We start from the raw sequence: 13957 nt of genomic DNA, 5'->3' as shown, positions 1-13957 counted from the left end.
GCACTGCACGACACGCAGCAACGAACGACAAACGCGGCACCGTCGCGGCAGGCATCCAACCCGATTCAACTCAATTCAACTCAAGAACTGGAGCAGATCATGAACAAGCAACTGAACGGCAAGATTGCACTCGTCACCGGCGGCAGCACCGGCATCGGCTTCGCGGCGGCACAGGAACTGGCGGCTCAAGGCGCGCGGGTATTTATCACCGGCCGCCGCCAGGCGGAACTCGACGCGGCTGTCGAAGCAATCGGCCCGGCCGCCACCGCGATTCGCGCCGACGCATCGGTGCTGTCCGATCTCGATGCGGTGTATGCGCAGATCGCCAGCAGCGCGGGCAAGCTCGACATCCTGTTCGCCAACGCGGGCGGCGGCGACCTGCTGCCGCTCGGCGCGATCACCGAAGAGCATTTCGACCGCATCTTCGGCACCAACGTGCGCGGCGTGCTGTTCACCGTGCAGAAGGCGCTGCCGCTGCTGACCGATGGCGCGTCGATCATCCTGACGTCGTCGACCACGTCGGTGCAGGGCACCGCCAGTTTCAGCGTCTATAGCGCGAGCAAGGCCGCGGTACGGAATTTCGCTCGCTCATGGGCGCTCGATCTGAAGGACCGCGGTATTCGCGTCAATGCCGTCAGCCCGGGCCCGATCCGCACGCCGGGTCTCGGTGGGATCGTGCCGGACGAAGCGCGCCAGGGTCTGTTCGATGCGCTGGCCTCGCAAGTGCCGCTCGGACGCCTCGGTGAGCCGCAGGAAATCGGCAGCGTGGTTGCGTTCCTCGCGTCGGATGCGGCGAGCTTTATCAACGGCGCCGAGCTGTTCGTCGATGGGGGGATGGCGCAGGTGTGAGGGTGAGGTAGCCCGGGGCTGGAGTCTGTCCGGGCTTCGCTGTGCGCGGCGGTTCGCGCACAGCGTGATCGAAAACTAGCGGTAGTTGACCTCGGGGGGAGCATCATATGCCTTGAACACGAAATTACGGACACCCCCAGTGCCCTCTGATACTGTCCACCATTCACCAGCTTGCCGCCCTTTGCGGAACAAACCCAGTCCGCCAGCGTCTTTATGAAATCGACAATGGACGCGCCGCTTCGGATATGCCAACGCCATCATCCTTTACTGCCCCTTCACTCAGCTCCTTCGCATACATGGCATTGATAATCCCGTTCATCAATGCCTACACTCCCCATTCTCCGCAACTCTTGAGAACGCCATGCCATCCGCGCTCCCCCTCGTCACCGTCGTTATTCCAGCCTTCAACGCGGAACCCTTCATTCGCGAAGCGATTGTCTCAATCCAACGCCAGACCATTGACGACTGGCAGCTCATCGTCGTGGACGATGGCTCGACCGATCAAACCATGGCCGTCGCCACCCAGGCCGCCGGCAACGACGCGCGGATTCGCCTGATCCACCTCGACCAGAACCAGGGTATTACCGTCGCTTCAAACGTCGCCTTCGATGAAGCCGAAGGCGAGTTCATCGCCCGCCTCGACGCCGATGACAGAGCTCTCGCGCCAAGGCTTGCCACCCAGGTCGCCGCCTTTAAAGACAGTGATCTGCTGGCCGCCGTCGGGTCACACGCCAGAGTGTTCGGTGATGTCCCCGAGGGTGTCGCCTATTGCGCGCTGGGTGACGCCAATATCAAGGCCCGCCTCCTGGACGGTCTTAACACGATAAGCGGCGGCACCCTTATGGTACGGCGCTCCTTCATTCGAGAGCACCATATCCGGTTCGACGAACGCATGGCCAGCGCCGAAGACCTGGACTATCTCGCCTCGATCATGGCGGCTGGCGGCCAGCTCGCCAATGTCGACCAGGTTCTCACCGAGCACAGGTCCCATGCCACCAGTTTTACCGCCAGTCGGCACGACATAGGACGCCAGTACCTTCAAACCTTCCGCCGTCGCCTCCTGGCCATCTGGTACCCCCGTCTGGATCCACACGACCTCGATCTTATCGTCGAGATGTTTTTCGAGCCCTATCCACCCCATACCGAGGCCTTGCTCGAAACCGTGCGCGCGATTGACAGACTCATTGTCGCCAACGCTGACGATTACGGCCAGGACAGCTCCGTTGTCCACACCATCGTCCTCAAGCGCTTACTCAAAATGGCCGCCCTCTATCGCGACCACGCCCTCCTCAATGCGTCTCACCTGCAGGCTATCCGCTGCTTCGCTTCCTCCACTACTACCGCTGCCCTCGATCAACTCGGCCTCTAGCCCCAGGCGTGGCCGACAGACAGCCCTATTGGAAAGGCGAGAGTCGTGGCGACGAAAACAGGTATTTGGTCTGGTGGGCTTTGTCACGTTGGCGCCACGGCCGGTTATCGAACTCGATATCCTGCTACAGAAGCGGCGTGACAAAGCGTGACAAAGCGTGAACGCGTACGCCGTCACGCCGCATTGCGCACAGGAAACAGGACGCTGACCAACAGCCCACCGCCGCGCGCATCGCTCAGCGCAATCAGCGCGCCATGCACGCGCGCAATTTCCCGAACGATCGACAGACCCAGCCCGCTGCCTTCGACCGCCTGGGTCGCATCGCTCCGATAGAAACGTTCGAACACCGCCTCACGTTCTTCGCTCGCAATACCGGGGCCATTGTCGATCACCTGCAGCAAAGGCTGCTCGCGTTCGGACGCGACGCGCACGGTGATTACCGCGCCATCGCCCGAATAGCGGATTGCGTTGTCGATCAGATTGCCGACCAGTTCCGCAAGCAGATCGCCCTGCCCGGTCACCTCGACCCGTGCATCCTGTTCGAAGCCGAGATCGATGCCACGCGCACGCGCCACCGATGACCAGTCAAGCGTCACATTACGCGCCACTTCATGCAGAGGCAGCGCCGCGTGCCGGACTCTGTAGCCGCTGTCCGCGTCGAGCCGCGACAATGACAGCAACTGCTGGACAATGCGCACCGCCTGCTGCACAGCGCGGTTGAGCCGCTGTAAATGCACGCCTTGCCGCCGTTCGCCATTGATGTCTGCGTCCACGCCGTCAATATCGCGTAGCGCCAGTTCGGACTCCGCCTGAATCACCGCGAGCGGCGTCTTCAACTGATGCGCGGCGTCGTTGAAGAAACGCCGCCGCGATGACTGCATCGACTGTGTGCGGCCAATGTACTGATTGATCGAGTCGACCAGCGGCGCCACTTCGCTTGGCAAGCCGGCCGTGTCGAGCGGCGTCGGATCGTCGTCGGCACGCGCGGCCACTTTCGCCGACAGGCGGTTCAGCGGCTGCAACCCTCGCGCGACGCCGAACCACACAATGCCCAGCGCCAGCACGACCAGCAGACACTCCTGTTGCAGCGATCCGGTCAGAATCTCGCGCGCCAACGCCTGGCGCTGCTCGATCGTTTCGCCAACCCGCACCAGCACGACTCGCGTCTGCGCACTCGGCACGTCATGCACCGGCAGCCTGAGCGTCGCGATGCGCAGCGGGCGGCCGCGAAAAACGTCGTCGTAGAAGTGCACGCGGTAAGGCTCGGCAGGCTGCTTGCGCGGTTCCGGCAGATCGGCATAGCCCGTCACCACGCGGCCGCCCTCCTCCCGAATCTGATAGTAGATGTTGCCGCCGTCGTTCGATTCGAACATCTCCAGCGCGAGGTACGGCAGATCGACTTCAATCTGGCCGTCGCGCAAACGGATGGCGTCGCGTATCGACCGCAGAGAAAACTTCAGCGTGCGGTCGAAGGCGGCGTGCGCCGCATCCATCGCACGCTGATACGTGAGCCATGCGTCGAAAGCGAGCAGCAGGAGCACCGGCAACAGCAACCACAGCGCGACCCGCACGCGCAGATTCGGCCGCGTCATGCGTTGCGCGCTTCGAGCAGGTAGCCGAGGCCGCGCAGCGTCACGATGCTGACCGAACTGCGTTCGAGCTTCTTGCGCAGACGGTGCACGTAGATCTCGATCGCATCAGCATTCACAGATTCGTCGAGCCCGAAGATTTTCTCCGACAGCGTGTCCTTGTTGATCGCGCGGCCATTGCGTAGGAGCAGCACCTCCAGCACCGAACGCTCGCGCGGCGTCAACGCCAGCACTTCGCCGTCGAGCGTGAAGCCGCGATCCATGCTGTCGTAATGCAGCGTGCCGCATTGCGCGCGCAGCGGCTCCGCGCCGTGACCGCGGCGCAGCAGTGCGCGCGCCCGCGCTTCGAGCTCCGTCAGTGCGAAGGGCTTGGCGAGATAGTCGTCGGCGCCAAGATCGAGCCCGCGTACGCGCTCCTCCAACGAGCCGTGCGCGGTCAGCATCAGTACCGGCACAGCATTGCGACGCGCCCGCAGACGCCGCAGCACTTCAAGGCCGTCGAGCTTCGGCAAGCCGATGTCGAGAATCACCAGGGCGTAGTCCTGCGTACGCAGAACATGGTCGGCGGACTCGCCATCCCGCATGCAGTCGACGGTGAATTTCGCACCGGTCAGCGCATCGGTCAACGAGCGGGAAAGGATCGGATTGTCTTCGACGAGCAGTACACGCATGAGCAGAATCCCAGGGAAATCCATGAGGCGAATTCGGCCATTGTGCCGCATTTTATTCATTCGATGAAAGCATTCAGAAAGCAAACGTCACTTACCATTTACTTACGCAAAACAAACATCAAGCTTTCTGGAGGAAGACATGCACAATGCTTTAAAAGTACTCGCCGCAGCTATTGCAGTTACCGCAGTGCCAGTCCTGGCAGCCATTCCAGCCGGTTATCCCGATGCCTACCAGGCCACCGTCGACAAAGCGAAAAAGGAAGGCAAGCTGATCGTCTACTCGGTCACCGACACCGCGCTCGTGCGACCGCTCATTAAGGATTTTGAAAGCTTGTACGGCGTCAAGGTCGAGTACAACGACATGAACAGCACCGAGCTGTACAACCGCTACATCAGCGAAAACGCGGCCAGCAGCACCAGCGCCGACGTGCTGTGGAGCTCGGCAATGGACCTGCAGGTCAAGCTCGTCAACGACGGTCTGATGGCCACTTACGAATCGCCGGAAGCACGGCAGTTGCCGCAATGGGCGCAATACCAGAAGCAGGCGTACGGCACCACCTACGAACCGCTCGCGATTGTTTACAACAAACGCCTGCTGCCCGCGGGCGAAGTGCCGCAAACGCGCGCCGAACTGATCAAGCTGCTGCAGGCGAGGCCCGAGCAGTTCAAAGGCAAGGTCACAACCTACGACATCGAAAAGTCCGGCGTCGGTTTCAACTATCTGACTCAGGATGTGCGTGTCAATCCTCAGGTCACGTGGGATCTCGTGAAGGCGATGGGCGCCACCGGGCCGAAGCTGCAATCGAGCACAGGCGCGATGATGGAGCGCATTTCGTCGGGGGAGAACCTGATCGGCTACAACATTCTCGGCTCGTACGCGCTCACCAAAACGAAGAAAGATCCATCGATCGGCTACGTCTACCCGAAGGACTACACGCTGGTGGTGAGCCGCCTCGTGACGATCTCGAAGAAGGCGCAAAGCCCGAACGCCGCGCGGCTGTGGGTCGACTACCTGCTGTCCCAACGCGGCCAGACGCTGCTCGCGAATCACGCGAGCCTGTTCTCGATCCGCCCGGACGTGGCGGGTGACACGTCGATGGCCGGCCTGAGGAAGCAGCTCGGCGACTCGCTCAAGCCGATCCCGATCGGCTCCGGCCTGCTGGTCTATCTCGACCAGGCGAAGCGGCTCGAATTCCTCAAGCAATGGCAACAGTCGATCAAGCGCTGATCCTCGGCGTCTGACATCAGGGCATGCACGCCGCCACGCGCGCACGCCCGACTTTCCTTGAATACCTGTCGATGTGCGGCGCACCTGCCGCAGGGGGACACTCATGCTTTCCACTAGCGCAACTGGTCACCACGATGCCACGCAACCACCGGCAGACGGCGGCGCCATCGGCGCGCTGCCGCGCAGCGGCCTCGCGCCGATGGCGGAGGTGCTGCGCTGGATCGTCGTCGCGGTGTTGACCGTCGCCGTCGCGCTCCCGCTCGGCTTTATCCTGTTTCAAAGCGTGCTGGACGCACCGTTCTTCGACGCGAAGCGCACGCTCGGACTCACCGGCTTCCAGTTCATCTTCAGTGATCCTGACTTCTGGTCTGCGCTGAAGAATTCGTTCTTCATTGCGGGCGGGATGCTGTTCATCTCGATTCCGCTCGGTGGCATCCTCGCGTTCCTGATGGTGCGTACCGACCTGCCCGGTCGCCGCTGGCTCGAGCCGCTGTTGCTGACCCCGGTGTTCGTCTCGCCGATGGTGCTCGCGTTCGGCTACGTGGTAGCGGCCGGCCCGGTCGGCTTCTACTCGGTCTGGTGGAAAGAGCTGTTCGGCAGCGCCGAAGCGCCGTGGACCGTGTACTCGATTCTCGCGATCACAGTGATTGTCGGGCTCACGCATGTGCCGCACGTGTACCTCTATTCGTCGGCGGCGCTGCGCAATCTCGGCTCCGACGTCGAAGAGGCGGCACGCGTCGCCGGCGCGCGGCCATTTCGCGTCGCGCTCGACGTCAGCCTGCCGATGACCATGCCCGCGCTGCTGTTCGCCGGCGTGCTGGTGTTCTTCCTTGGCTTCGAAGTGTTCGGGCTGCCGCTCGTGCTCGGCGATCCCGAAGGGCACCTCGTGCTGGCCACCTATCTGTACAAGCTCACCAACAAGCTCGGCGTGCCCTCGTATCACCTGATGGCCGCGGTCGCGGTATGCATCGTCGCGATCACGTTCCCGCTCGTGCTCCTGCAACGCCGGCTGCTCAAAAGCGCGAGCCGCTTCGTCACTGTCAAAGGTAAAGCGGGACGTCAAACCGTACTGCCGCTCGGAGCGTGGCGTTGGGTCGCGCTCGCCATCGTCGCGCTGTGGCTCGCGCTGACCGTATTCGTGCCACTGTCGGGCATCACGCTGCGCGCGTTCGTCACCAACTGGGGCGAGGGCGTACGGCTCGCCGAAGTGTTGACGCTCGCAAACTTCACCGAACTGCTGGAACAGGACAACCTGGTCCGCGCGATTCTGAACACGCTCGGCATCGGCGTGCTCGGCGGTGCGCTGGCGGTTGGCTTCTATTCGCTGGTGGCGTTCGCCGGCCATCGCCGCAACGACTGGGCAACGCGTCTGCTCGACTACCTCGTGCTATTGCCGCGCGCGGTGCCGGGCCTGCTCGCCGGTCTCGCGTTCCTGTGGATCTTTCTGTTCGTGCCGGGCCTGAAAGAACTGAAGAACTCCATGTGGAGCATCTGGATTGCGTACACGGTCGTGTGGCTCGCGTACGGCATGCGTCTTATTCAAAGCGCGCTGCTGCAGGTCGGCCCCGAACTCGAGGAAGCGGGACGCAGCGTCGGCGGCACGCGCGCGCGCGTCAGTCTCGACGTGACGTTGCCGCTCGTGCGCTTCGGCTTGCTTGCGGCGTGGCTGTTGATCTTCATGATCTTCGAGCGCGAGTACTCGACCGCCGTCTATCTGCTCTCACCGGGCACCGAAGTGATCGGCGCGTTGCTGGTATCGCTTTGGGCGACCGGCGCGGTCGATCAGGTCGCGGCGCTTTCTGTCATCAACATCGCAATGGTCGGCGTCGGACTCGGCGTCGCCCTGCGCTTCGGAGTGAAACTGCATGGATAAGCTTTCGGTCGACAACCTCTTTCTCAGCTATGGCGACAACCCGATTCTCAAAGGCGTGTCGTTCGACCTGAACCCCGGCGAAGTGGTCTGCCTGCTGGGCGCCTCAGGCAGCGGCAAGACAACGCTGCTGCGTGCGGTCGCCGGTCTCGAACAACCGTCGTCGGGCCGCATCGAACTCGACGGTCGGGCGTTCTTCGACGGCGCTGCGCACGTCGACCTGCCGGTCGAGCAGCGCTCGCTCGGGCTGGTGTTCCAGTCGTATGCGCTGTGGCCGCATCGCACGGTGGCGGACAACGTCGGCTATGGGCTGAAGCTGCGGCGCGTGGCGGGTGCCGAGCAGAAAAAGCGCGTGCAGGCCGCGCTCGATCAACTCGGCCTCGGCCACCTCGCCGCGCGCTATCCGTATCAGCTCTCCGGCGGCCAACAGCAGCGCGTCGCGATTGCGCGTGCGCTCGTCTACAACCCGCCGGTGATTCTGCTCGACGAGCCGCTGTCGAATCTCGACGCCAAGCTGCGCGAGGAAGCGCGCGCGTGGCTGCGCGAGCTGATCGTGTCGCTGGGTCTGTCCGCGTTGTGCGTGACGCACGATCAGACCGAGGCGATGGCGATGTCCGACCGCATTCTGCTGCTGCGCGACGGCCGCATCGAGCAGGAAGGCACGCCCGCCGAACTGTATGGCGCGCCCCGCTCGCTCTACACCGCCGAATTCATGGGCAGCAATAACCGCATCGACGCGCGTGTCGCCGCGGTCGACGGCGAGCGCGTCACGCTGGCCGGCGATGGCTGGCAAATCGAGGCACAAGCGCGCGAAGCGCTCGCCGCCGGCCAGAACGCGCAGGCGGTGATCCGCCTCGAACGCGTCCAGGTCGCCGACGGTCCCGGCGCGAACCGTCTCGAAGCCGAACTCATCACGTCGATGTATCTAGGCGACCGCTGGGAGTACCTTTTCCACTGCGGCGCGCTGCGCCTACGCGCATTCGGCCACGTGCCGCACGCGGCTGGCCGCCACTGGATCGAATTCCCGGCCAACGACTGCTGGGCCTTCGCTCAGGCGAGCTGAAGCGGACGGAAAGGTGGAACTCATTCCCCACAGAAGACTGTTGATGAAGTGGAGCATGAGGAAGGCAACCCTCGGCATAACCTGCGCCGGACTCGCCGGTTTTGCAGCAGGCGCGCACGCGCAATCGAGCGTGACGTTGTACGGTATCGTCGACGCGGGCGTCGAATATGTGAACCGCGCGGAGCCAGACGGCGGCGCCACGCGTCTTGTCTCGGGCGGCAAGAACACCTCGCGCTGGGGGCTACGTGTCGAGGATCTGGGCGGCGGCCTGAAAGCGATCTTCCAGCTGGAAAGCGGCATCAACGCCGCGAACGGTCAGTTCGACGACGGCCCCGATGCGATCTTCGAACGGCGCGCGACCATCGGCCTGAAAATGCGCTTCGGGCAAATCATCCTCGGCCGCACCTTCACCACCACCTTCCACTACATGCTGCAGTTCGACCCGATGGGTTACGCGCCGAACTATTCGTGGGCAACCTCGTCAAGCGCGACGGGCGGCCGTAAAGACGGCCTGTTCGCGCGTTCGGCCAATGCGGTGCGTTACGACGGCATGTTCTCCGGCGTCAAGCTCGGCGCGCTGTACGGCTTCGGCAACGTGCCCGGCAGCATGAAGTCAGGTTCGAAGTACGACTTCGGTCTCGGTTACGAAAACGGATCGTTCGCCGCCGTCGTCACCTTCAACCGGCGGAACGGCGCGGGCGACAGCGTCAGCCCCGCGGATACCACTAACTACATTCAGGGCATTCACGCGGGCCTGAGCTATGACTTCGGCGCGGTAAAGACAATGGCGGGCTATCGAAACTACCGGCGCACATTCCACACCTCCGCGCCGACGCTGCGTAGCGACATGTACTGGGTCGGCGGTCAATACCGCGTGACGCCGTTCGTCTCGCTGTTCGCGGCCGTCTACCATCAGGACATCAAGGACGCGAGCGACGCCGATCCGACGCTGTTCTCACTGCGCGGGCAATACGCGCTGTCCAAGCGCACAGTGCTGTATCTGGCGGGCGGCTATGCGATGGCGAGGCACGACAACGCGATCAGTCTGTCGCGCGATCTGAGCGGCGCGGCAGACACGCAAACCGGTGTCACCGCCGGTATCCAGCGCCGCTTCTGACAGGTCGGCAGACGCGTTAGAAGCGGCGCAAACGACGCGGCGCGCAGGGCAGCAAAAGCGCCGCGCCTGCTACCTCGCCGTCCTGCTGTCACACACCGCGCCACCTGACGCCCTTTCCCTCAAAGCCCCTTGGCGCCGGGTCTGACCATGGCGGTTAAATCAAACCCCAAGTTCAACAGCTACAAAGTGTGTTCATCGCCTACCGCCATTTTTTTACGGGCAAAGGGGCACTGAAGGTGATCGTATTACCCGAGTGCCTCCGCGCACCGGACTACCGGTAGTTCACGAAGTTAATAATGTCGTTCAGAAACCAAGGCAGGATCAGTTGCGTGTCCGAATAGCTGGTGCCGACAGTCAGCCGCTGCGCTCTCTCAGCAGAAGCCGGCTTCGCGCCATCCGGCGTATGCAGCATGTAGGTATCCGTATCGACCGAAGGTGGGCGAGTCAATTGATCGTTCGCCGGCGACGAGGTCGAGGTACAGCCGGTAACGAGTACGACGAGTGCTGCTGCGAAGCAAAGAGACTTCATGAGGGTGTGAACTCCGGCAACGTGACTGGCAGCCATTATGGCCGAAGAACGCGAGGTTTCGATACGCGTGTCGCTTACCGCACTGCCACCGCCTTCTCACGGCACGCCCTCACAACGCCAGCACCGTCACCCCCACTTCCATTCGGTGCGCGCCGCCGCCGAGTATTGTCCCGCGCAGCAACGACACATCGCTGTAATCCCGCCCGATCGCGAGCGTCACATGATCGAGATCGGCGAGCACGTCGTTGGTCGGATCGAGGTCGATCCAGCCGCTGCCCGGACAATGCACCGACACCCACGCATGCGACGCATCCGCGCCGATCAGCCGTGGCTGCCCCGGCGGCGGATCGTTGCGCAGATAGCCGCTCACATAGCGCGCGGGCAACCCGAGCGAGCGCAGACAGCCGATCATCACCTGCGCGAAATCCTGGCACACGCCGCTCTTCAGTTCGAACGCGCGCTCGGCCGGCGTATCGAACAGCGTCGCCGACGGCTTGTACGCGAAGTCTTCGTGAATCCTATGCATCAGATCGATCGCGCCGGCGACCAGCGGCCGGCCCGGCGTGAAACTCGGCAACGCATAGTCGCGCAGCGCCGGGCGCAGCGCGATATTCGGCGACGCGAAGCAGAACTGCGTTTCGGCCTGAAACTCGCCGCCCACCCGAAACCGCAGCGTGTCGGCGACCGTCTCCCACGGCGGCGTCGCGTCGGCCGCGAGATCGGTCCAGCGCGGCGTCAACGCGACCGTCGTTTCGCTGACGAGTTGCAGGCGTTCGTGCGGCGTATCGAGCGCGAAGTACAGCACGTCGTTGCCGAACGCATCGATCCGGCTGTGCAGATACGACGGCTCCGGCTCGATCCGCTCGCTGCGCGACACCACCCGCTGCCACGGACACGCGAGCGGCCGGATCGTCGCCAGATGCTGGGCGGTCTCGACATAGGTCGAATAATGGTAAGTGGTCCGATGCGAAACGGACAGCACGGTCGGCGCGTGTTTCATACCCACACCTGCGAGGCGACCGTGGTCGCGTGACTGAAATAGCGCGCGCTGATCTCCTGCGCGGCCGCGTTCGCGAAACCGCCGATCTGATCGCACAGCGCGATCAGTTTGCTGTAGCGGCCATCGGCGTCGAGCGTGCACAGCGCTTCGAGCGACGGCAACAACTCGACCGGCGGCAGCAGTTCCGCAAACGGCCGATGCCGCGCGCCGCTCGCCACCGCCGCGATTTCGTCGAGCTTGCTGCGCAGGCGCTCGTACACGCCGTAGATCCCGCGCGGGTTGTGCGGCTCGATCACCAGCAGATCGAGCAGCGCCGGCACTTCGAAACGTCCCGGATACAGCGAGCGATACGTGAGCGTGCTGTCGAACAGTTGCAGCAGCAGATCGAAGCCGGCCGGCGTCGCCAGTTGACCGTTCGCGGCGACTCCGCGCATGAACGCGGCCATCGTCGCGACACGCTCGATATGGCGGCCGACGAACAGCAGGCGCCACGCTTCGTCGCGAGTCATCCGGTCGCCCTGCGCGCCGCTGATCGCCGATAGCTGCACCGACAACTGCTCCAACGCGTTCGACAGCGTCACGCGGTCGTAGCGCTCGAACGCGCTGCTGCTGCCCGCCGCACTAGCAGTACCCGCAGCACCACTAACTAAACCGGAACCCGCCGCCGGCAACAACGCCTGCAATGCATCCTGGAAGTCGTTGCGCGCCGCGAGAATCACACGCCAGTGATCGTTCGACAGACGCCCGCGCACCTCGCCGTTCGTGCGCGCCTGGCAATTCAGGTTCTGGCTGATGCTGACGCTGCCCGGGCTGTCGGCGAGGTTCGCGACCAGCGCGCGCTCGAAGCTGCGCGACGAGGGCGCCGCATCTGACGCCGGCGCCGCCGCCAGATCGCCCGGCTGTACGAGCCCGCACCACGTCGCCAGTTCGACCAGCGCGGGGAACATCGCATCGGCGTCGTTGCCTTCGAGCGAGCCGAGAATCAGCCGCAGCAGGCGCACGTTGTTTTCCGCGCGCTCGCCGTATCGCCCGGCCCAGAACAGGTTCTCCGCCGCGCGGCTCGACACCGTGCGATGTTTGCGCGTGAGGTCGGCCGGTTGCAGCGGCGACGGCAGCAGCGTAAAGGTCGAACTCGGCTGGCTCGACAGCACCCATGTATCGACGCTGCTGCCGCCGTGCTGCATCGATACCGTCGGTTGCCGTTCGGCGGCCACGCGCGTGAAGCCGCCCGGCATCACGTGCCAGCCGCCGTTGACGTCGGCGATCGCATACACGCGCAGCACCGCCGGCCGGCCGCCGATCGTGCCGCCGTCGTAGCGCGGCGTGCAGGAAAAGCGCTGTTCCTGCTGGATCGTGAACGCGTCCGGCGATGCCTCGATCCGCTCGCGCCACGCGGCGAGCGGCTGGCTGCCCTGCTCGATGCCGGGCGGCGCATCGGCTCCGGTATGCGGCCACGTCGGCACGATGAACGCGGAGTCGAGTTGCTCGAACGCCTGCTCCCGCGCCGCCTGCTCACCGCACCACCAGGTCGGCACCCCGGGCAGCAGCAGCGTTTCGCCGAGCAACGCATCGGCAATGCCCGGCATGAATCCATGCAGCGCCGGCGATTCGATAAAGCCCGACCCCGGCACGTTCGACACGATCACATTGCCCGCGCGCATCACCTGCAACAGCCCGGGCACGCCGATCGTCGAATCGGCGCGCAATTCGACCGGGTCGCAGAACGCGTCGTCGAGACGGCGCAGCACCACGTGCACGCGTTCGAGTCCGGCCAGCGTCTTCAGATAGAGGCGGTCGCCGCGCACGGTCAAATCCTTGCCCTCGACCAGCGTGACGCCGAGATAACGCGCGAGAAAGGTGTGCTCGAAATAGGTTTCGCTGAATGGCCCCGGCGTGAGCAGCGCGATATGCGGCGACGCTTCGGTTGCACCTGCCGCGCGCTCGTCGTCGCGCAGCGTCGCCTGGGCGGCCTGCACCAGCGTCGCGATCAGTTGCGAGTAGATCGGCGCGAGGCGGCGCACGCGCAGCGAGCGGAACGGCTCGGCGAACAGCGACGACACGATCAGCCGGTTTTCGAGCGCATAGCCAAGGCCCGACGGCGCTTCGGTGCGCTGCGCGAGCACGCTCCAGTCGCCGTCCGAAGTGCGTGCGAGATCGAGTGTGACGACCTGCAGGTACTGGCCGCCCGGCGGCGTGAAGCCCTTCACCGAGCGCTGATAGCCGGGATGCCCGAACACCAGCGCGGGCGGCAGTTGGCCCTGCTCGAGCAGCGTCTGCGGCCCGTAGATATCGGCGACGATCGCGTTCAGCAGCCGCGCGCGCTGCGTGATGCCGCGCTCCAGCTGCGCCCACTCGGCCTCGCCGAGCAGAAACGGCAGCAGATCGAGCGCCCACGGCCGCGACTTGCCGTTGTCCGCGTAGACGTTGTAGCTGATGTCGTTGTCGCGCACCTGCCGTGCGATCGACGCGCGATGCTCGGCCAGCCGCGCAATGCCGTCCTCGCCGAGCAGCGCGAAGAACTGCCGCCACGGTTCACGCAGCGCGCCGGCCGCGTCGCGCAATTCGTCCCAATGGCCGTCATGCCCCGGCAGCAGGCGCAGCAGGGACGAAGCGTCCGCCTGCTGCGCGGACGCTTCGAACGGCAAAGTCGATTGAAAGGCCAAGGTCGTGTG

General features: G+C 64.3%; 11 protein-coding genes. 6 read left to right on the top strand and 5 right to left on the bottom strand.

Annotation, left to right across the window (positions count from 1 at the left end):
- Positions 1-99 precede the first annotated feature (99 nt).
- Both BTH42_RS07255 and BTH42_RS07250 read left to right on the top strand, forming a co-directional pair.
- Entirely contained in the window at positions 100-849 is a 750-nt protein-coding gene (locus BTH42_RS07255; protein ID WP_075297358.1) for an SDR family NAD(P)-dependent oxidoreductase, read from the top strand.
- A 361-nt stretch (positions 850-1210) separates the two neighbouring features.
- Positions 1211-2218, top strand: a complete 1008-nt coding sequence (locus BTH42_RS07250; protein WP_075297356.1) for a glycosyltransferase family A protein — start codon at positions 1211-1213, stop codon at positions 2216-2218.
- 173 nt (positions 2219-2391) lie between these two features.
- Here BTH42_RS07250 and BTH42_RS07245 read toward each other — a convergent pair whose 3' ends face one another.
- Both BTH42_RS07245 and BTH42_RS07240 read right to left on the bottom strand, forming a co-directional pair.
- On the bottom strand, positions 2392-3810 hold the full coding sequence (locus BTH42_RS07245) for a sensor histidine kinase (RefSeq protein WP_075297354.1): 1419 nt from the start codon (positions 3808-3810) through the stop codon (positions 2392-2394).
- Positions 3807-4478 (bottom strand): response regulator, encoded by a 672-nt coding sequence (locus BTH42_RS07240; RefSeq protein ID WP_075297352.1) that lies wholly within the window; start codon positions 4476-4478, stop codon positions 3807-3809. The genes BTH42_RS07245 and BTH42_RS07240 overlap by 4 nt, the downstream gene beginning before the upstream one ends.
- A gap of 139 nt (positions 4479-4617) precedes the next feature.
- Between BTH42_RS07240 and BTH42_RS07235 the strand changes: the two genes are divergently transcribed.
- The 4 genes from BTH42_RS07235 to BTH42_RS07220 all read left to right on the top strand — a co-directional run bounded on the left by BTH42_RS07235 (position 4618) and on the right by BTH42_RS07220 (position 9756).
- Complete coding sequence (locus BTH42_RS07235) at positions 4618-5706, top strand: ABC transporter substrate-binding protein (RefSeq protein ID WP_075297350.1); 1089 nt, start codon at positions 4618-4620, stop codon at positions 5704-5706.
- Between the two features lie 103 nt (positions 5707-5809).
- Entirely contained in the window at positions 5810-7579 is a 1770-nt protein-coding gene (locus BTH42_RS07230; protein WP_075297348.1) for an iron ABC transporter permease, read from the top strand.
- Complete coding sequence (locus tag BTH42_RS07225) at positions 7572-8639, top strand: ABC transporter ATP-binding protein (RefSeq protein ID WP_075297346.1); 1068 nt, start codon at positions 7572-7574, stop codon at positions 8637-8639. Before BTH42_RS07230 ends, BTH42_RS07225 begins: the two co-directional genes overlap by 8 nt.
- Before the next feature lie 43 nt (positions 8640-8682).
- Positions 8683-9756, top strand: a complete 1074-nt coding sequence (locus BTH42_RS07220) for a porin (RefSeq protein ID WP_075297334.1) — start codon at positions 8683-8685, stop codon at positions 9754-9756.
- 271 nt (positions 9757-10027) lie between these two features.
- Here BTH42_RS07220 and BTH42_RS07215 read toward each other — a convergent pair whose 3' ends face one another.
- The 3 genes from BTH42_RS07215 to BTH42_RS07205 all read right to left on the bottom strand — a co-directional run bounded on the left by BTH42_RS07215 (position 10028) and on the right by BTH42_RS07205 (position 13948).
- Positions 10028-10285 carry a hypothetical protein gene (locus tag BTH42_RS07215; RefSeq protein WP_075297858.1) on the bottom strand — a complete coding sequence of 86 codons (258 nt, stop codon included), beginning with the start codon at positions 10283-10285 and terminating at the stop codon, positions 10028-10030.
- Between the two features lie 109 nt (positions 10286-10394).
- Positions 10395-11285, bottom strand: coding sequence for a transglutaminase family protein (locus BTH42_RS07210; RefSeq protein WP_075297332.1), 891 nt, complete (start codon positions 11283-11285; stop codon positions 10395-10397).
- Entirely contained in the window at positions 11282-13948 is a 2667-nt protein-coding gene (locus BTH42_RS07205; protein ID WP_075297330.1) for a circularly permuted type 2 ATP-grasp protein, read from the bottom strand. The genes BTH42_RS07210 and BTH42_RS07205 overlap by 4 nt, the downstream gene beginning before the upstream one ends.
- Positions 13949-13957: the final 9 nt, after the last annotated feature.

Source organism: Burkholderia sp. SRS-W-2-2016 (assembly GCF_001931485.1).
Lineage (GTDB): Bacteria > Pseudomonadota > Gammaproteobacteria > Burkholderiales > Burkholderiaceae > Paraburkholderia.
The sequence above is the reverse complement of the archived record's forward strand: the minus strand, read 5'-3'. Positions and strand labels throughout refer to the sequence as shown.